Below are 18,530 nucleotides of genomic sequence, written 5' to 3' on the forward strand. Positions count from 1 at the left end.
CTCGACTTCACTCTCGACTGGATGACGAGACAAGCATGTAGGCAATTGCGAAACTTTGCAATTTGGCAGGTCACCGCTCGATCGGGTTCGCTCCGTCGAGGAGCGGCCGCCGTCCGCTCAGCCCGTCATCCGCTTCCGCCACGACGGCTCGACCTGCCGCCACTCGGCCTCCCACTCGGCCAGTCGCCGCCACTGCAGCCGGTACCGGACGAGCCATCCGCCGAGCACGACCAGTCCCCCGGTGGCCAGGGCGACCGTGACGCCCGCCATCACGACCTGGAACCCCGCCTCGGCGCCCACGGGCGGTGCGGACACCAGCCGGCCCGCGGTGTCGTTCCACACGGTGACCTCGGAGCCCGCCCTGCTGTCCGGTGCGACCTCCGCCCGGCCCGTGTGGGCGGTGCCCTGTGGGTCGGTCCACCGCACCTTCGCCCAGACGCCGCCGTCCCCGTCCTCCGCCACGGGTGCGGCCGGCGCGTCGCGGGCGTCCTCGACCAGGACCGCCTGCACGGGGCGGGTCCGCTCCCGGCGGTCGTCGAGCGACCCGTCGACGACGTCGGCGGCGGTCAGTCCGGCGAACGCGCCGATCAGCAGGGCGAGGACGAGTGTGGCGAGAGTCAGCCAGGCCTCGACCAGATCGCTGCGGCGGCGCAGCGGATTCCTGCGCCACCGCCACAGCCGCACTCCGCGCGGCCTCGCACCGTGTGTCCTCGCCATGGGAGGTCACCTCCTCGCGCGCGTGCCGTCGGGCGCCACGTCTCCAGGGTGGACCCTCCGCCTCCCGTCCGGCATGGGCCGAACGGCCCCCGGGCCGCCCGCTCGCCGGAGGGCGGGCGGCCCGGGCCGGGGCCGGGGTCAGACCGTCGGCTGGACAGCAACCACCTCGTGCTGCGGCACGCCGAGCACGACCTTGAGCGCACCGGTCTCGGAGGCGTTGCCGAAGACGTCGTACGCCTCCTGCATGTGGTCGAGCGGGAACGTGTGGGTGACCAGCCGGCGGGTGGGAAGCCGGCCCGCGGACGCCATCCGCAGCAGGGTGGGAGTGGAGTGGGTGTCGACGAGTCCGGTGGTGATGGTGACGTTCTTGATCCACAGGTCCTCGAGGTGGAGCGTGGCGGGAGCGCCGTGCACGCCGACGTTGGCGAGGTGCCCGCCGGGCCGCACGACACGGGCGCACAGCTCGAAGGTCTGCGGGACGCCCACCGCCTCGATGACCACGTCCGCGCCGAGGCCGCCCGTGAGGTCCTCGATCAGTTGCTCGGGGTCCTCGCTCGCGTCGGCGACGGCGTCGGCGCCGAACTCCTTCGCCGCCTGCAGCCGCGAGGCGGCCAGGTCCACGGCGACGATGCGCTCGGGAGCGAACAGCCGGGCGGTGGCGATCGCGGCGAGCCCCACGGGGCCCGCTCCGACCACGACGACGGTGTCACCGGGACGGACCCGCCCGTTGAGCACGCCCACCTCGTAACCGGTGGGGAAGATGTCGGCCAGCAGCACGGCGTCCTCGTTGGCCACGGCGCCGGGCAGGGGGTACACCGAGAGGTCGGCGAACGGGACACGGACGTACTCGGCCTGGGTGCCGTCGACGCGGTGACCGAGGATCCAGCCCCCGCCGCCCCGGCACTGGCCGTACATACCCTCGCGGCAGTAGCGGCAGCGCCCGCAGGCGGTGATGCAGGAGACCAGCACCCGGTCGCCGGGGCGTACGGTGCGGACGTCGGCGCCGGTCTCGACGATCTCTCCGACGGCCTCGTGACCGAGGACGGTTCCGGGCCGGACCTCGGGCACGTCGCCCTTGAGGATGTGCAGGTCCGTACCGCAGATGGTGACGGCGTCGACGCGCACGATGGCGTCGCCGGGTTCCTGGACGGACGGGTCGGGGACCTCTTCCCAGGCGGACTGCCCGGGGCCGTGGAAGACGTAACCCTTCATGCCTCTCCTCACCCTTCTCGCTCTGCGGGCCGGGGCACCGGGCGCGCCCTGCCCGCCTGCGTCGGCGGGCCCTCCGGACAGGTGCCGGGACCCCGCCCTGCACTTCCAGTCTGGGCGCAGGACGGCGGATCCGCTCGGGCCGGACGGTCCCGCCCGGGGCCGGGGAGACCGCCGGCGCCGCAGCGCCGGTCGGTCGCGGGCGGACGGACGGGCGGGCGGACGGGCGGGCGGACGGGCGGACGGGCGGACGGGCGGACGGGCGGACGGGCCGGGTGTATCGGTCCGCAGCGTCGTTCACACGGCTGACCGGCGGTGGGCCGGCTGGGACGCCTCCCCCAGCGCCCGGAGCAACGTGCTCAGGGCCGACTGTGCCGAGGCGTTCTCCCGTACGGCCGCGTAGATCGTCCTGACCGGCTCCGGACGCCGCACCTCCCGCAGGACGACGCCGGGGCGGTCGGCCGCTCCGAGGCGGGGAATGAGCGCGACTCCGAGGCCGGCCGCGACGAACCCCTGTGCCGTGGCGTAATCCTCGCTCTTCGCCACGAAGTCCGGGCTGAACCCGGCCGCGGCACACGCGTGGAGCATCAGGTCCCGGCAGGGCCCCGGCGGTTCGCTGCAGACCCACGGCTCGCACGCGAGGTCGGCGAGATCGAAGGCGCGCCGCCCCGCGCGTGCGTGCCCGGCGGGCAGCGCGACCAGGTACTCGTCGTCGAGCAGGTGCACCATACGAAGGCCCTGTCGGCTGTAGTCGCGTGGTCCGACCACGATCGCCAAGTCGGCGTCGCCTCGTTGGACTTCCCGTAGGGGATCTTCGGGTTCGATCAGTCTGAGATCGATCCGCACACCCGGATGCTCCTCGCGGAGCCGGGCCAGTGCGGGGGCGACCAGCATGGGACCGACAGAGGCGAAGTACCGGACGGCCAGTCGGCCCGTCCGCCCGGCTCGCAGGTCGGCCAGCGCCGACTCCGCCTCGGCGATGTCCTGGCTGATGATCGCGGCGTGCCGCGTGAGCAGCCGGCCGGCCTCCGTCGGCCGAACGCCGCGCCCCACCCGTTCGAGGAGGGTCATGCCGACTTCCTTCTCCAGCACCGCCACCTGCTGGCTCACCGCGGAGGGCGTGTACCCCAGGTGTGCCGCAGCCGCGGTCACGGATCCGCTGGTGACCACCGCGCGGAGCATCAGCATGCGCCTCACATCAAGCATGTAGCTCAACTTAACGCAAGTCGGCAAACATTTGATTGTGCTTATGTGCGGCACACGGCATCGTTCCCCTGGGACCAAGACCCGGGAGGAACCGAAGGTGAACAGCGCCGCGAACCGGACACGGGCCGTGGTCCGCATAGGCGTCCTGGCCCTGCTGTGGGGATCGACGTTCCTGTGGATCAAGCTGGCCCTGCACGCACTGTCGCCGGTTCAGGTCACCCTCGTCCGTTGCCTGCTGGGGGCAGCCACACTGCTGCTTCTGTGTCTGGCCACACGACAGCGTCTCCCCAGCGGCCGTGTCGTCTGGGGTCACGTCTTCGTGGCAGCGTTCTGGTGCAACGCGCTGCCCTTCGCGATGTTCAGTGTGGGTGAGCAGACCGTCGACTCCGGAGTCGCCGGCGTACTGAACGCGACGACCCCGCTGTGGTCCCTCCTGGCCGGGATCGTGATCGGCACGGAGCGCCGGCTTCACCCGGCGCGGCTGGGCGGACTGCTCCTCGGTTTCGGCGGTGTGACGCTGATCTTCGCTCCGTGGCAGGCGGCCGGCCAGGCCGGCTGGTCCGCCCTTGCCATCGTCGCCGCAGCGGCGAGCTACGCGGTCGGCTTCGCCTATATGGGACGCCATCTCGTCGGAAAGGGACACGCGACCCTCTCCCTCTCCACGGCTCAGCTCGTCGCCGCTACGGCGCTGACCGCCGTGAGCCTTCCGATGGGCGGCCTGGCACCGGTGCACCTGCACTGGTCCAGCCTGATCGCGGTGGTGGTCCTGGGTGTCTTCGCCACGGGAATCACCTTCCACCTCACCTATCGGATCATCGCCGACGAAGGCGCGACCAATGCCGCGACCGTCGGCTATCTGCTGCCCGTGGTCTCGGTGGGCCTGGGAGCAGCCGTGCTCGACGAACCCTTCAGCCTCCGGATCGCCGCAGGGATGGTCGTCGTTCTGGTCGGTGTGGGCATGACGCGGCGGAAGGCGGCTCGGCCCCCGTCGTCGCTTCGGCCCGCGCCTGCCCCACCGGACCGACGGATCGAACCCCGGGAAGAGAACAGGACAGCCACGTGACTTCGCTGTCGGTGACCACGTCCACCGCTGCGTCCCCGCGTGTGGGCTGCGTCGTGACCGGTGTCGCCAAGAGCCCCGAAGGGCCGGTCCTGCCCCCCGCGACGGGAGGCGCCCCGCCGGGCCGGCGCCGCTGCCGTGTTCGCCTCCGTGGCGGCCGCTTCCCGCCTCGACCTGCCGATCAATATCACCGGGTGGCTCCCCCTGGCCGAGAACATGCCGTCCGGGCCGGCCACACGGCCGGGAGACGTCGGCTCCTGAACCATTCGGTCACTGCTCGCAGGCCACGGTCCCGCCGAGGGGACCGTCGCCCGGCGCGTGCCGTGCTCCAGGTGACGGGACTGCACCACGGAATCCGCGACAGCGGCTGACGCTGTCGCTCGGCTCGTCCGCGGAGGACCCTCGCACGGCCGCCCCTTTCCACGCGGTGACCGCGCTCCGGGCCGAGCCGCCGTACCGCCCTTCGCCGTGATCCAGCCCTGCGGCTGTCGACCACGCCCGCGATCACCGCACCTGGCGGCGCAGCACCCGGTTGAGCGCGCTGTCGGGGCGGGCGGTGAGCCGGTCCCAGGTGCCCTCCTCCGCGATGCGGCCGGATTCCAGTACGGCGATGCGGTCGGCGCGGCGGATGGTGGCCGGGCGGTGGGCGATGACGACCGTCGTACGTCCGGCGGTGCGCAGCGCGGCGGCGAGCTGGGCGTCCCCCGTGTTGTCCAGATGGGCCGTCGTCTCGTCCAGGACCAGCACCCTGGGCTCGGCCAGCAGCGCACGTGCGAGTGCGATCCGGGCGCGCTGGCCACCGGAGAGGGTGGCCCCGCGCTCGCCGACCGGGGTGTCGGGTGCGGCGAACCGGTCGATTCCGCACAGCCGGGCGACGGCGAGGAGCCGCGCGTCGTCCGCGTCGGGGGCGGCGAGACGCAGGTTCTCCGCGAGGGTGCCGTGGAAGAGGGGGGTGTCCTGGCCGACGACGGCGACGGCCCGGCGCAGGTCGGCGTCCGTGAGGTCGCGGAGGTCCACGGGGTCCCCTTCGGCCGGGAGCAGTTCGACGGTTCCGGCGGCCGGGTCCCAGAACCTCGCCAGCAGATGGGCGCAGGTGCTCTTGCCCGCGCCGGAGGCGCCGGTCAGGGCCAGCGTGCGCCCCGCGGGGACGGTCAGGTCCAGCCGCCTCAGCACGGGCCGGCCGCCGTGGTCGAAGTCCACGCCGTGCAGCCGCACGCCGAGGGGGCCGGGCGGCAGGGGGCGGGGTACGGCGGGCGGTGGTGCCTGGGCGGGGGCGGTCATGGCGGCGGCCACCCGGGCGGCCGCGGCCCGCAGCCCCATGGCCTGGCTCAGTGCCCGGGCGGATTCGGCGACCGGGCCGAGCACCGACAGGGCGAGTGCCATCGCCGCCGGTGCCCACGCCCCGTGCAGCCGCCCGGAGGTGACGGACTGGGCGGCGCCGGCCACCACGCCGAGAACCGCCGTCGCGAGCAGCGCGTCCCGGAGGGCGGCGGCCACGGCCTCCCGTCCCGCCTCGGCCCGCTGGGCCTCCCCCACTTCGCGGCCTCGCGCGGCCAGCCGGCCGCGCCGCTCGTCCAGCCGTCCGGAGGCGAGCAGTTCGGGCAGCCCGTCGACGGTCTCCACGGTGTCGGCCGACAGCCGCGCGACGGCGGCCCGGGTGCGGGCGCCGCGCTCCGCGCGCCCGCGGGCCTCGGCGAACGGGGCCGCGGCGAGCAGGACCGCGGCCGGGAGCACCGCCACCAGCAGCCAGGGTTCGGCACCGGCCAGGACCGTCGCGCCCGCCGTGAAGACCACGCCGGATGCGAGGAGCTGGGCGGTGGTGTGGGCGTAGAAGAACTCCAGCGCCTCCACGTCGGCGAGGGCGGTGGCGGCCAGGTCCCCGCTGCGCCGGCCGGCCACGCGGGCCGGCGCACTGCGGGCGAGCCCGTCGAAGACGCGCACGCGCAGGGCGGCGAGGACCCGGTAGGCGAGGTCGTGGGAGAGGTCCATCTCCCGCCAGGTCGTCAGGGCACGGACCACGACGAGGCCGGTCAGCGCGGCGACGGTGCCGGAGCCGGGGGCGCGGCCGTCGATGACGGCGGTGCCGACGGAGTGCGCGGCCAGGGTCAGCAGCGCGACCAGCGAGGCCTGTTCGAGGAGCGCGGCGGCGCAGGTGCGGACGATCATGGGACGGTGTCCGGCGAGGGCGGGCAGCAGGGCGCGCAGTGCGCCGCGCCCGGGTGCGGCCGAGGCGCCCGGGGCGGGGGTGCCTGTCATGCGGCGAGTTCTCCTTCGGGGACGTGACCGGCCCGGACCAGGTCCGTGTAGACGCCGCCGGCGGCCACGAGCGCGGTGTGGGTGCCGACGGCGTCCACGCGGCCGTCGTCCAGGACGACGATGCGGTCGGCGTCGCGCACGGCGGCGATGCGGTGGGCGACGACCAGGACCGTGCGGTCGCCGGCGGCGGCGAGGAGTTCACGGACGATGCCGGACTCCCGGCGTTCGTCGACGGCGCTGGTGGCCTCGTCGAGCACCAGCACCGGGGCGTCGGCGAGCAGGGCGCGGGCCAGGGCGAGCCGCTGGCGCTGGCCGCCGGAGAGGGTGGCGCCGCGCTCGCCCACGACGGTGGCGTAGCCGTCGGGCAGGGCGCTGATCTCGTCGTGGACGCCGGCCGCGCGGGCGGCCCGGGTCAGCTCGGCGTCCGTGGCGCCCGGTGCGGCCAGACGCAGGTTGCCGGCGACGGTGTCGTGGAAGAGGTGGGTGTGCTGGGAGACCACGGCGATGCCCCGGCGCAGCGAGTCCAGGGTGTGGTCGGCCACGTCCCGTCCGGCCACGGTGATCCGGCCGGCTCCCGGGTCGTGGTGGCGCAGCAGCAGCGCAAGGAGTGTCGACTTGCCGGCTCCGGAGGGGCCCACGAGCGCCGTGGTGCGCCCGGCCTCGGCGGTGAAGCTCACCCCGCGCAGCGCCGGCCGGGCGGCGCCCTCATAGGTGAACCCGACGTCCTCGAAGCGCAGTTCGGGCGGGGTGGACCAACGGGCCGGGGCGGTTCCGGTGTCGGCGACGGCGGGCCGCGCGGTCCGCAGCGCGGCGAGTCCGTCCGCCGCGGAGGCGCCGAGGTACCCGGCGTGCCACTCCCGGGACAGGTCGCGCACGGGCCGGAAGCACTCGGCGGCGAGCAGCAGCACCAGGTAGGTGCCCGTCGCCGAGGTGGATCCGGTGACGGCGGAGCCGCAGGCGAGCAGGGCGGCGGCCACGGTGCCGCCCTGGACGGCCAGATCGGTGAGTCCGGTGTCGACGAGCGACACGCGGAGTTTGGCGACGGTGGCCCGGTGCAGCAGCGCCGACCGTTCCTCCAGCCGCTGCCGGGTCCTGCCGACGGCGCCCGCGGCGCGCAGCGCGGGCATGCCCTGGAGCGCTTCGAGGTAGTCGGCGCCCAGCGCCTCGTAGGTGTCCCAGTGTTCCTTGCCCCGGCGGGCGAGGAGCCGGTCCCAGCCACGCGGGCCGGCGAGGGCGAGCAGCAGGGCGGGCACCAGGCCGAGGAGGGCGAGCGGTTCGACGAGGGCGACGGCGGCGAGCAGCAGCGGCGGTACGGCGAGCGTGACCAGGAGCTGCGGCAGGTAGCGGGAGACGTACGCGTCGACGCCCTCCACCCCGTCCACGAGGGTGGTGCGTACGGCTCCGGCGCGCGCCGTCGTCAGGTGCGCGGGGCCGAGCCGCCCGAGGTGGGCGAGGAGTTCGTCGCGCAGCCGTACCCTGACCGCCGCTCCCGCGCGGACGGCGGTGCGCCGCTGCCGGTGGCCGAGCCACGCGCGTGCGGCGACCAGGGCGAGCACGGCTCCGAGCAGCGCCGGCAGCCGGTCCGTGACGCCCCGGGCGACATCGGCGAGCGTCACGGCGAGCAGGACGGCCTGGGCGAGGTGGGTGAAGGTGACGGCGGCCTGCAGCAGGGTGGCCGCGAGCAGCGGGCGCCGGACGTGACGTGCCGCGCGGCGCAGTTCGGGATGGACGATCACGGGGTCCTCTCCTCGGAGTGGTCGGTGCCGAGGGCCAGTCCGTGGACGACGAGGTCCCGGCCCGGCGGGGCGCCGAGCGCGGCGCCCAGGTCGGCCTCCTGCCAGGAACCGACGGGGCGGGCGGCCAGCCCCCGCCGCACGGCGGCCACATGGGTGAGCTGGACGGCGAGTCCGGCCCGCAGATGGGTACGGCGGATGTGCGGGGCGCCGGCCCGCACCGGGCAGCCGTGGCCGAGCAGCACGGCGCCGGCCCGGGCGATCCAGGCCTGGCGGGCGGCCCAGACGGCGAGCGTGGGCCGGGCCTCCCCCGCCGCGAGCCGGCGCAGGGTGCCGTCGGGCGCCGCTTCGACGAGCCCGGGGCGGGGCGGGCCGACGGCCGCGCACCAGGCCAGTTCTCCCGCGCCGGCCTCGTGGGCCGTGGTGAGCAGCGCCCACAGGTCCTCCGGCGGCGGTGGGCCGAGCAGTGGGGGCGGGGCGCTGCGCCGGACCGGCATCTCGCGGCGCGGCGCGGGGCCCGTGGGAAGGGGGACCCGGACGGTGGCGAGGGGGGCCTCGGTGAGCCCGTCGAGGTGGAGTGCGGCCGGCCTCGCGCCCAGTGCCTCGGCGGCCAGCCGCAGGGCGCCGGCCGCGTGGCCGGTGTCGAGGAGGAGCAGCGGCGGGGCGCGGTGGCCGTAGTGGGAGCGCGTGCGCCGCTCGGTCACCGTCAGCTCCACGGTCACGCCCGGTGGTGTGCCGTCGGGTGCCGGGCCGAGGGGGTGGACGCGGTGGCGCAGGGGGTCGTGGCCGTAGCGTCCGGGCGGCAGCGGGCAGCCCTCGCCCACCACGAGCACGGCGTCGACCGGGTGCAGGGCGCCCGCGGAGGCGGCGGGCCGCAGCCGTCCCGAGGGGTCGGAGGCGGTCAGGGACAGGCGCAGCAGGCGGTCCAGGTCGAGTTCGCCGGGGCGGGCGGCCGGCACGGGGTGCGGCGGTCCGGGCCAGTTCGGCACGGGAGGTCCGGCGGGTGTGCCGCGGCCGGGTTCCTCGGCGGAACGGGCGCGGGTGAGGGCGGTGACGAGATCCACGGGGCGGTGCCTCACATGTGGGGCGGCGGGGCGAGGGTGAAGTGCTCCGGTCCGCTTCCGGCCGCGGCACTCACCAGGCGCGGGCAGCCGAAGTAGCCGAAGGCGGCGGGGGCGTTGGGGAGGAGCCCGGAGACGAGGACGCGGGCGACGCGCAGTTCCGTCTCGGCCACGTCCTCGGTGGTGAGGTCGAAGGTCATGACGCGGTGGCCGCCGTGGTGGAGCGCGCCGTCCAGCCGTTCGCGGCTGCCGGCCTGCACCTCCCGCACGGGGACGGTGCCGAGCGCGGGGCGGGTGAACCGGCGGGCCTCGGGGGCCATCCGCTCGTCCAGCCACACCTGGACGTGCGCGCCCAGGTCGCGCACGTGCTCGAACTGCGGCCCGCAGTCGTCGAGGTAGCGGCCGTCGGGCCGGTGGCCGAGGTAGAGGCCCCGGGCGAGCAGTCCGGCCTCGACGGCCTGGAACACCCACCCGTCGGGGTCGGTGAGCCCCTGGGTGAAGACCCAGGTGTGGACGGCTTCGAGGACCGCCTTGCGGGCCGCTTCGGCCGGGTCGTACCGGCAGGCGAAGCCGGCGGCGTACAGGCCGAGCCGGGGGTCGTGGACCAGGGCCCCCACGCAGGGGGCGAACTCGGAGGGCATCTCGACGAGGTGGACGGTGAGTCCGGATCCGGCGAGGTCGTCGGCGAGCCCCGGCACGGTGGCCGGGTCGATGCCGCGGGCGGGGGTGTCGAGGTGCCACCACAGTTCGAGCGCGTCGCGTTCGACGATCTCCAGCAGAGCGCGTTCGACCGCGTCGTCGAATCCCCGCCCGGTGGCGATACCGGCGTAGTTGAGGTGGTGCGTGCGGGGCAGGGAACGCAGTTCGCCCTGGCGCCAGTTGAGGTGGGTGAGGGCGACCGGTGCCCAGACCTCGGCGGCGGTGCCGTCGGGCAGCCGTTCGGTGCCGCGGGTCCACAGGGCGGGCGTGCCGGGGGTGAGGCGGCGGTAGGGGAAGCCGTCACGGGCGTACTGCCAGCCGGCGTACTCCGGCAGGTCCTGCGGCCCGTACAGCCGCAGCCCCCGGCCGGCCAGATCCGCGGCCGTGGCACGCAGCGGGGCGCCCGGACGGCCGGGCGGGGGCAGGCGGTTGCCGCAGTACCGTTCGACGCCCTCGGCGACGGCCGCGACCCGGGCGCCCTCGGGGTCGCCGAAGGTGGTGCCGAGGGACACCCGGTCGGCGGGCCACAGGCCGAGCCTGCGGGCGTCCGCCATCTCGGCGGTGAGCGCGGTGTAGCGGGGCGGGGTGCCCGGGGGATGCTCGACGGGCTTGACCTTGCGGACGATGCCGCAGACGGGGTCGATGAGGGCTTCCAGCGGCAGCGGTGTCATCGGAGGATCTCCTGGGCGGGGTCGGTGGGGGCGGGACGGGACCGGAGGACGGGCAGCCGCAGGACGGTCCCGGCCGGGTCTACGTCCCGGCGGGAGGCGGTCAGGCGGAGCGCGGTGACGGCGTCCTCACCGGTGTGGGGGTTGCGGGCGTGGGCCGGGAAGTGGTGCCCGGCGATCTCCAGACGCAGCCGGGTGCCGGCGGCCAGCCGCCGGGCCAGCCGGCCGAGCGGCACGGTGAACCCGGTGGCCCGGCCGGGCGGGTCCGTACGCCGGACGACCCCGACGGCCAGCCGCTCCGCCCGGCCCCCGGCGGTGAGCGCGGTGAGGCGGGCGGCCCAGTCCGCGGCCGGGGTGTCGGCGGCGGCCCGGAGCACGACACGGGCCGCTCCGACGACGTCCAGGGGGCGCGGCAGGGGCGGGGTGACGAGCACGCACCGGTCGGGGGTGCCCTCGGTGGGGACGGTCAAGTGCTCCGAGGACACGGGGTGTTCGGGATCGGCGGTGAAGGTGGCGCCGCGCAGCAGGCGCAGTCGCGGTGCGCACGGCTCGCCCTCGGCGCCGGCGCCGAGCCACAGAGGGCTGCCGCCCAGCGCGACCGCGCCCCGGGCTCCGGGTGCGAGGGCACCGGCGAGGGCGAGCCGGGCCCAGCGGGCGTAGAGGTCGCCGAGGCCGACGCGGTGCGCCGCGGGGTCGGCGTCCGGTCCGGGTGCGGCGGTGAGGCCGTGGCCCCAGGGGCCGAGCAGCAACCGGGCGGAGGGGCCGCCCCAGTTCCGCCAGAGGGCCACCGTGTCCTGTGTGAAGTGGTCGTGGTGACCGCCCACGGCCAGCAGGGGAAGACGGGCATGCGCCGCGCGTGCGACCAGCCGGCCGCGCTCGCGGCGGTGCCAGAGCCCGAACCAGGAGGGCAGGTCGCGGCCCAGCCGGCGGGGCAGTGCCGTCAGCGGCAGGTGTGCGAGCAGTGCGGGGTCCGCGGCCCGGGCCCTCGCCAGGGCCCCGTCGTCGGAGTCGCGGCGGTCCCCGTGTGCGGCCCACCAGCCGGCCCGGGCGGCCAGCCGCTCCACACCGGAGGGTTCGCGGGCGGTCTCGGCGGCGCCCAGCGCCGGCACGGCGGCGACGACGGCGTCCGGCCTGCCGTCCGCGGGCGCGTCCAGCGCGAGGACAAGGGCGCAGTGGGCGGCGTAGGAGGAGCCGGAGGCCACGAGCCGGCCGTCGCTCCAGGGCTGCCGGCGGATCCACCGGGCGGTGGCGGCACCGTCCGCGGTCTCGTTCCGGTACGGGTGCCAATCCCCCGGTGACGCGTGCCGGCCGCGCACGTCCTGCACCGCGGCGGCGAACCCGCGCCGGGCCCAGCCGCGCATCTCGGCGCGGTGCCGCAGCCGGTCGTACGGGGTGCGCACGAGGACGCACGGGAACGGGCCACCCGTGTCGGGGAGCAGGACGTCGGTGGCCAGCCCCGCGACGGTCGTGGTGAACGGTGTCATCGCGAACTCGCCGGTGCCGCGGCGACGTCGGGGACGGGCAGGACGGGGTGTTCGGTGACGGTCAGGTCGCGCAGGTCGACGCGCCGGAGCCGGCGCCGGGCGGGGTACGGGCCCGGGCCGGGGGCACCGGTGGCCCACCGGGTGAGGTCGTCGGCGAGGAGCGCGGCGATCAGCCCGGCGGCGGGCGGGGTGAGCCGGGCGGGAACTCCGGTGGCGCGGGGGCCGGTCCAGTAGGCGGCGAGTTCCCGGTGGGCGGGGGTGGCGGCGAGGCGGCGGGCCCGGACATGGGCGGAGGTGACGTCGCCGGGGCCGGTGGCGAGGGGCTCCAGGTAGGCCTGCAGTCCCTCGCGGTGGCAGCGCAGCCAGGCGATGTGCCGGCGGGGCAGCCGGTCGGCGGTGTCCCACAGCCCTTCGGGTACGGGTCCGTCCAGGCACCACACGACGGCGGCGGGCCGTCCGGCCGCCGGTTCGGCGGGGGTGCCGGGGCGGGGTTCGGCCCCCGCGGCCCGCAGCCGGTCCGCCAGCGGCGCGGTGAGCACGGGGTCGCCGAGCAGGGTCACGTCCCGCAGCAGGGCGGGCCACGCGGCGGGCGGCTGTTCGTCCGCCAGGTACCCGGCGGAGGCGAACGCCGCGACAATGCGCTCGAGTTCGGGGTCGGAGGCGGTGGACCCGGTGCCGGAGAGCCGCGCGAGGAGGGCGTCCGGGTCCGCGGAGGCGGTCCTGACCGTGAGGAACTCCCCGCCGGCCGTGCGGACGGCGAGGCCCCGGCCGGGGACGCCGACCAGTTCGACACCGGGTGCGAGCTGTCTGGGGGGCACGTTGACTCCTGTGGTCACGAGGGGCTCGGGAAGGGGCGTGGGCCCGCCCGGAAGGTGACGGGCGGGCCCACGGTCGAGGGGTGTCCCCCCGCTTACTCCTCCGTGTCGTCGAAGGGGTTCTCGACGAGGGCGTTGGAGTGGGAGGCCGAGTCGTGGGCCAGCTGACCCGGGTCGGCGATCGGGGCGAAGACCTGCTCGTTGTCCATGAACTCTCCTTGTTCGTAAGGGAGGTGCGGCGTTCGGACGAGCACCGCTGCGCCCACACTAATGAATATGATTTTCATATTCTACCCCCGGAAGAGGGTGATCCGGGTAACACACCGGCCAGCCGCCCTCGGGGTCGCGCCCGACCCGGCCCGCCACCCTGAGCACGTCCGCGAGCAGACCGGGCGTCACGACGTCCCGCGGCGGCCCGTCGGCGACGACCCGGCCGTCCCGCAGCGCCACGAGCCGCTCGGCGAACCGGGCGGCGTGCGCGAGGTCGTGCAGCACCATCACCACGGTCAGGCCGCGCTCCTCGCGCAGCCGCACCACGGTCCGCAGCACGTCGAGCTGGTGATGCAGGTCGAGGTAGGTGGTCGGTTCGTCGAGGAGGAGGATCCGGGTGTCCTGGGCGAGCGCCGTCGCCAGCCGGACCCGCTGGCGCTCACCGCCGGACAGCGCGTCCACGGGCCGCTCCGCCCACGACTCCACTCCCACGTCCCGCAACGCCCGGCGCACCACGGGGTCGTCCCCCTCGCGCAGCATGCCGAGCGGGCCGCGGGCCGCGTACCTGCCCTGGCGCACCAGCTGCCGCACGGTCATGCCGGGGACGGCCGGGGCCGACTGGTGGAGCAGGGCGACCCGCCGGGCGGTGTCCCGCCGCGACAGCCGGGCGAGGTCGTCCCCGCCGAGCAGCACGCGCCCGCGCCCCGGCCGCAGCAGACCGGCGGCCAGCCGCAACAGGGTCGACTTGCCGCAGCCGTTGAGGCCGACGAGCGCGGTCAGCTCGCCGGGCCGCACCGCCAGATCGACGCCGCGCAGCACGGGCCGCTCCGGGTAGCCGAAATGGACCCCCTCGACGGTGATCCCCAGGGATTCGGTCATACGTGTGTCCTTCGTCGACATCAGAACGTCCGGTCCGGCGCGCGGCGCACGACGGCCAGCAGCAGTACGGCCCCGGCGCAGGTGGTGAGCGCACCGACCGGCAGGGTGAGCGAGCCGGCGCCCAGGGCCGACGCCACCGGCCGGGAGAGCAGTTGGGCCGCCGCGTCCGCCCCGCACACCACGAGCGCCCCGGCGAGGGCGGCACCGGGCAGGGACCTGCGCAGGTCGGCGCCGAACACGGCGAGGGCGAGATGCGGCACCAGCAGCCCGACGAACCCCAGGGCACCGACGGCGGCAACCGCGCCCGAGGTCAGCGCGACCGCGCACAGCAGCGCCAGCCGGCGGGCCCGCCCGGTGGACAGACCGGCGGCACCCGCCATGTCGTCGCCGCAGCGCAGCAGGGTCAACGGGCCGGCCAGCAGCCAGGCCGCGGCCGTCCAGGCCAGCGCCCAGGGCCACAACAGGTGCCAGTGCTGCCAGACGCGGCCCTCGGTGGTGCCGACGAGCCACTGGACGACACTGCCCAGTTCGCCCGGTGCCACCAGCAGCACCATGGCGGTGAGCCCGCCCAGCACCGCCGAGACCAGGACGCCGTGCACGGCGGTCCGCGCCGGATCGTCACCGCCGCGTCCGGCGAGCAGCCACAGCAGCGCGGCCCCGGCGCAGCCGCCCAGGCACGCGGCGACGACCACGGCGAGCGGCGACTCCCACCCGGCGAGCCCCAGCCCGGTCGCGGTGACGGCACCGAGCACCGCTCCCGGCGTCACACCGGTGACCTCCGGCCCGGCCAGCGGGTTGCGCAGGGCCGACTGCAGCACCAGTCCGGCGACCCCGAGGCACGCCCCGGCGCCGAGGGCCACCAGCATGCGGGGCAGCCGCAGGTGGAAGAGGATGTGCCGCTCGGTGGAGGTGCCCCCGCCGGCGAGGACGTCCCCGACGGCGGCCGGCGACATGCCCCGTCCGGCCACCAGCTCCGCACCGGCGCACACGACGACGAGCGCCACGAGCACGGTGCAACGACGGCTCATCGGGACTCCTCCGACCGGGGTTCCGGGCGGTGCGCGGGGGCGGGCGCGCCCGCCCCCGCGCGGGGACGGTCCCGGTCGCCGGGGGGCGCGCCGGCGGACGGCTCCGGGGTCCGGCGGACGGGGGTCCCCGCGTCCCGCACGGCGGGCACGGCGCGGCCGGTGCCGGGGTCACGCCCCGGTGCGGGGGGACGTTCCCCCGAGCAGCCGCGCGGCCGTCGTCGTGGGCGCTTCGGAGCTCGTGTCCCGGAGCGCATCAGGGCCACCCCCGCGGGCACGCCGAGCAGCGCCGTCCAGGCGCCGGCCGGGGTCTCCACGGGGGCGAGCGCGAGCCGTGCGGGGACGTCGGCGACGGCCACCACGACGGCTCCCCATGCCGCCGACCAGGGCAGCCAGCGCACCGCGTCCGCCGCCGGAAGGGCCCGCCGGGCCAGGTGCGGGGCGAGGAAGCCGACCCATGCCACCGGACCGCACACCGCCGTCACGGGCGCGATGAGCACCACGGCGACGGCCAGCGCCGCGGACCGGGCCCGCCGGGCGCGCACGCCCAGCGCCTCGGCGTCCGCGTCACCGAGCCGCAGCACCGACAGCACGGGCGCGCACAGCACCAGCGCGGGCAGTGCGACGAGCAGCCAGGGCCACAGCCCGGTCACGTCCTCCCAGGTGCGGGCGGACAGGGAACCGAGGAGGTAGCGGTAGACGAGCTGGAGGTCCAGCTGATCGGCCATCACCATCAGGACCAGCAGGGCGGCCTGCAGCGCGGCGGCGACCGCCGCTCCCGTGAGCAGCACCGCCGACGGACTCCGCCCCAGCCCGGCGGCGAGCAGGGTCAGCGCGCCGCCGAGCGCGGCGCCGCCGATGGCGAGAAGCGGCTGCACGGCGGCCGGCACGGCCACCGCGAGGACCAGCGGCGCGGCGACCCCGAGCGCGGCCCCCGAGGAGACGCCCAGCATCTCCGGGACGGCCAGCGGGTTGCGCAGCGCCTCCTGGAGCACCAGTCCCGCCGCCCCCAGGCAGGCACCGGCGAGCAGCGCCAGGGCCAGCCGGGGCAGCCGGAGTTCGCCGACGACGATTCCGGCGAGCGTGCCGTCCCCGGCGGTCAGTGCGGCGGGGAGCCGGTGGAGGGGCACGTACGGGGTGCCCAGGGTCAGGGCGCACACCGACGCGGCGGCCAGCAGTGCGAGGACGGCGGGCAGTTGCCACCGCCCGGACCGTGCGGCCGGCTCCGCGTCGTGCGTGGTCGCGTGGACGCTCACCGCAGCGCGGCCGCGGCCTCGTCGAGGACGATGCCCAGCGAACGGGTACCGCGGCCCTTGGCCCAGACCTCGGAGTCCACCTCGTGCACATTGCCGTCGCGCACGGCCGGGATCTTCCCCCAGAGGGGGTTCTTCGCCAGCTTCTCCGACAGGGTGCCGTCCGCCTCGCCGAAGCTCAGGGTCTCCACGAACAGCACGTCGACGTCGCGGGCGAGGATCTCCTCGAGGCTGTAACTTCCCTGCACGCCGCGGGACGTCCAGGGGTAGTCGGTGATCTTCGGGAACAGGCTGGCGGCGGCGTCCCCCTCCGGGGTCGCGACGCCGAAGTTCTCGTCGCTGCCGTAGATGATCAGCGCCGTCCGGTCGCCGCGCGTCCGCTCCGCGGCGGCCAGCTTGGTACGGAACGTCTTCTCGGCCTTCTCCCCCTCGGCGGTGCGGCCGGTCAGCGCCGCGACGTCGCGCAGGTAGCCGACGCTGTCCTGCCAGGTCTCCGGCTGCATGGGCCAGAAGGTGGTGGCGCCCTTCAGCGCGGGGGCGAGCTTGCCGTGGGTGTCCTCGAGGCCGATCACCAGATCGGGCTCGTGGGAGAGGATCGCCTCCACCTCGGGCGCGATGAACCCGCCCGGGACGACGGGGACCTCCTTCGCCCTCTTCTCCCCCAGGAAGTCCTCGTGGGCGAGGAGCGCGCTGTTCGTGGCGGCCGGGACGATGCCCAGTTCGGTCAGGATGTCGTCGCACAGCGCGAACAGGCAGACGATGCGGCGCGGTTCCTTCGGCAGGGAGATCTTCACGCCGTTCGCGTCGGTCAACCGCCGCGCCGGCTCGATGGGTTCGACGGTGACATCGGTCCTGGCGCCGCCGGCGCCCGTCTCGGCCGCAGGGCCGGCGGACGCTCCGCATCCGGTCAGGACGGACGCGGCCAGAACGGCGGCGATCCAGCTTCGTGAGCGCAGCATGACAGCCCTCGCTTCTTCTCAGGGGGTCCGGAACGCCACGAACATACATGATAATCATTTTCAGAAGTCACCCTCTGCCGACCGGGAGGACCCCGATGACCACCTCCGCCCTGCTGCTCGTCTCCGGCCACGTTGAGGGGGTGGTGCGCGTGCTGGCGGTGCCGGACGGCACCGAGGCCCACCGTCTGACCGGACGTCACCTCTCCGAGCACGCCGGGTTCCTGGCCCTCCCCCGCGGCAGGGTCGCCTGTGTCGACGACCGCAGGGGCGAGCTGCTGGTCCTCGACCCGTTCGGCGAGCGGCTCGTCACGGCGGCGGTCCCCGTGGCCGTCCCCGCCGAACACCTCGCCGCGGATCCCTCGGGGCGCCGGGTGGCCGTCACGACCGGGCTCGGGAAGAACTCCGGGCCCTGGTCGGACCTGGTCACGGTGGTGGACCTCGCCACGGGCGACGCGGCCCGGGTCCGCACCCGCACGGGCGAGCCGGGGGTGACACTGCCGGGCCGCGAGGACCCGCTGGTCGTCCTGCGGCACCGCGAGCCCGGCGCGCTCGCCGTCCACCGCTTCGGTGACCTGCTCGGGGCCCCGCCCGGCTGCCCGCCGGTCACCCCCCGCGCCGAACTTCCGCTGCCGGCCGACGGCCACGGGGACGCCCACGACCCGCTGACCGGCGCCGTGTTCGCGGCCACGGGCGAGGGCGTGCACCGGGCGCGCGCGCAGGACGGCACGCTGGTACCGGATCCACCGATCCCTTGGGGCGCGCCCGCCCGGGGCTGGTACCTGCGCCTGGACCCGGTACGGCGGGCCCTGTGGTCGACCCTGCGGGGCGGCCCCGCGGATCCCCTGCGCTGGCCGGAGTGGACCAACCGGGCGTGGCGTCACGACCTGGGATCGGGCCGCACGGAGCTGACCGGACTCGGCCCCGGTCTGGTCTTCCGGCTCGCCCTCGCCCGCGACCACGCGGCCTTCACCCGTGTCCACCCCGACGGCGACGAACTGATCCTCCTGCACACCGGCGGCGGCCTCCGCCGCTGCCCCCTGCCCCCGATGGACGGCGCGCCACGCCGTGGCGGCACCCCCTGGGAGGGCGTCCAGCGCCGGGCGGTGGCCGCCTCACCCGGCGCCGACTGGGTCGCGGTCACGCGGGGCGGCCACGGCGAGGTCCACGTCGTCGACGCCCGCACGGGCGAGGAGGCGGCCCTCCTCGGCCTCGGCGCGGGGCTGCACCACGGCGGCCACCTGATGCTGCGCACCCGGTCCGACGGCGCCGAGGGCGACCCGGTGGGCCGGTGACGGC

At 76.1% G+C, this 18,530-nt stretch carries 16 protein-coding genes and 1 pseudogene; 3 read left to right on the plus strand and 14 right to left on the minus strand.

Features of this window, described 5'->3' with window-relative positions; genetic code table 11:
* Positions 1–117 precede the first annotated feature (117 nt).
* From BU52_RS27010 to BU52_RS27020, 3 genes are all read right to left on the minus strand, one after another.
* The gene (locus tag BU52_RS27010) at positions 118–717 is read right to left on the minus strand and encodes an Rv1733c family protein (protein WP_037939111.1); all 600 of its coding nucleotides are present in this window, start codon (positions 715–717) and stop codon (positions 118–120) included.
* A 138-nt stretch (positions 718–855) separates the two neighbouring features.
* Complete coding sequence (locus BU52_RS27015; protein WP_037939114.1) at positions 856–1,929, minus strand: zinc-dependent alcohol dehydrogenase family protein; 1,074 nt, start codon at positions 1,927–1,929, stop codon at positions 856–858.
* A 294-nt stretch (positions 1,930–2,223) separates the two neighbouring features.
* Positions 2,224–3,132 carry a LysR family transcriptional regulator gene (locus BU52_RS27020; RefSeq protein ID WP_037939116.1) on the minus strand — a complete coding sequence of 303 codons (909 nt, stop codon included), beginning with the start codon at positions 3,130–3,132 and terminating at the stop codon, positions 2,224–2,226.
* Between the two features lie 97 nt (positions 3,133–3,229).
* On the opposite strand from BU52_RS27020, the gene BU52_RS27025 reads away from it, so the two are divergent.
* Positions 3,230–4,195 carry a DMT family transporter gene (locus tag BU52_RS27025; RefSeq protein ID WP_037939118.1) on the plus strand — a complete coding sequence of 322 codons (966 nt, stop codon included), beginning with the start codon at positions 3,230–3,232 and terminating at the stop codon, positions 4,193–4,195.
* A 120-nt stretch (positions 4,196–4,315) separates the two neighbouring features.
* Positions 4,316–4,444 (plus strand): annotated as a pseudogene (locus BU52_RS34135) (aminopeptidase); the annotation flags it as partial.
* A 252-nt stretch (positions 4,445–4,696) separates the two neighbouring features.
* On the opposite strand, the gene BU52_RS27030 reads toward BU52_RS34135, so the two are convergent.
* From BU52_RS27030 to BU52_RS27075, 11 genes are all read right to left on the minus strand, one after another.
* Positions 4,697–6,448: an ABC transporter ATP-binding protein gene (locus tag BU52_RS27030; protein ID WP_037939121.1), complete on the minus strand. Its 1,752-nt coding sequence runs from the start codon at positions 6,446–6,448 to the stop codon at positions 4,697–4,699.
* Complete coding sequence (locus BU52_RS27035; RefSeq protein WP_037939124.1) at positions 6,445–8,184, minus strand: ABC transporter ATP-binding protein/permease; 1,740 nt, start codon at positions 8,182–8,184, stop codon at positions 6,445–6,447. Before BU52_RS27035 ends, BU52_RS27030 begins: the two co-directional genes overlap by 4 nt.
* On the minus strand, positions 8,181–9,245 hold the full coding sequence (locus BU52_RS27040; RefSeq protein WP_037939127.1) for a nitroreductase family protein: 1,065 nt from the start codon (positions 9,243–9,245) through the stop codon (positions 8,181–8,183). The genes BU52_RS27035 and BU52_RS27040 overlap by 4 nt, the downstream gene beginning before the upstream one ends.
* Positions 9,246–9,256: 11 nt before the next feature.
* A complete protein-coding gene (locus BU52_RS27045) occupies positions 9,257–10,612 on the minus strand; it encodes a YcaO-like family protein (protein WP_037939130.1) in 1,356 nt (451 codons plus the stop codon).
* Entirely contained in the window at positions 10,609–12,093 is a 1,485-nt protein-coding gene (locus tag BU52_RS27050; protein ID WP_037939132.1) for a CocE/NonD family hydrolase, read from the minus strand. The genes BU52_RS27045 and BU52_RS27050 overlap by 4 nt, the downstream gene beginning before the upstream one ends.
* The gene (locus BU52_RS27055) at positions 12,090–12,911 is read right to left on the minus strand and encodes a hypothetical protein (RefSeq protein WP_037939134.1); all 822 of its coding nucleotides are present in this window, start codon (positions 12,909–12,911) and stop codon (positions 12,090–12,092) included. The genes BU52_RS27050 and BU52_RS27055 overlap by 4 nt, the downstream gene beginning before the upstream one ends.
* 92 nt (positions 12,912–13,003) lie before the next feature.
* A complete protein-coding gene (gene amiA, locus BU52_RS36880) occupies positions 13,004–13,117 on the minus strand; it encodes a streptamidine family RiPP (protein ID WP_240661371.1) in 114 nt (37 codons plus the stop codon).
* 58 nt (positions 13,118–13,175) lie between these two features.
* Positions 13,176–13,997, minus strand: a complete 822-nt coding sequence (locus BU52_RS27060) for an ABC transporter ATP-binding protein (RefSeq protein ID WP_037939137.1) — start codon at positions 13,995–13,997, stop codon at positions 13,176–13,178.
* 20 nt (positions 13,998–14,017) lie between these two features.
* Positions 14,018–15,025 carry a FecCD family ABC transporter permease gene (locus tag BU52_RS27065; RefSeq protein WP_037939141.1) on the minus strand — a complete coding sequence of 336 codons (1,008 nt, stop codon included), beginning with the start codon at positions 15,023–15,025 and terminating at the stop codon, positions 14,018–14,020.
* A complete protein-coding gene (locus BU52_RS27070; protein ID WP_235216431.1) occupies positions 15,022–16,197 on the minus strand; it encodes an iron chelate uptake ABC transporter family permease subunit in 1,176 nt (391 codons plus the stop codon). The genes BU52_RS27065 and BU52_RS27070 overlap by 4 nt, the downstream gene beginning before the upstream one ends.
* Positions 16,198–16,274: 77 nt before the next feature.
* Positions 16,275–17,234 (minus strand): ABC transporter substrate-binding protein, encoded by a 960-nt coding sequence (locus BU52_RS27075; RefSeq protein ID WP_051858623.1) that lies wholly within the window; start codon positions 17,232–17,234, stop codon positions 16,275–16,277.
* A gap of 95 nt (positions 17,235–17,329) precedes the next feature.
* Between BU52_RS27075 and BU52_RS27080 the strand changes: the two genes are divergently transcribed.
* Complete coding sequence (locus BU52_RS27080; protein ID WP_037939143.1) at positions 17,330–18,526, plus strand: hypothetical protein; 1,197 nt, start codon at positions 17,330–17,332, stop codon at positions 18,524–18,526.
* The last annotated feature ends 4 nt before the right edge of the window (positions 18,527–18,530 follow it).

Origin of the sequence: Streptomyces toyocaensis (assembly GCF_000725125.1) — a bacterium.
GTDB classification, from domain to species: Bacteria; Actinomycetota; Actinomycetes; order Streptomycetales; family Streptomycetaceae; genus Streptomyces; species Streptomyces toyocaensis.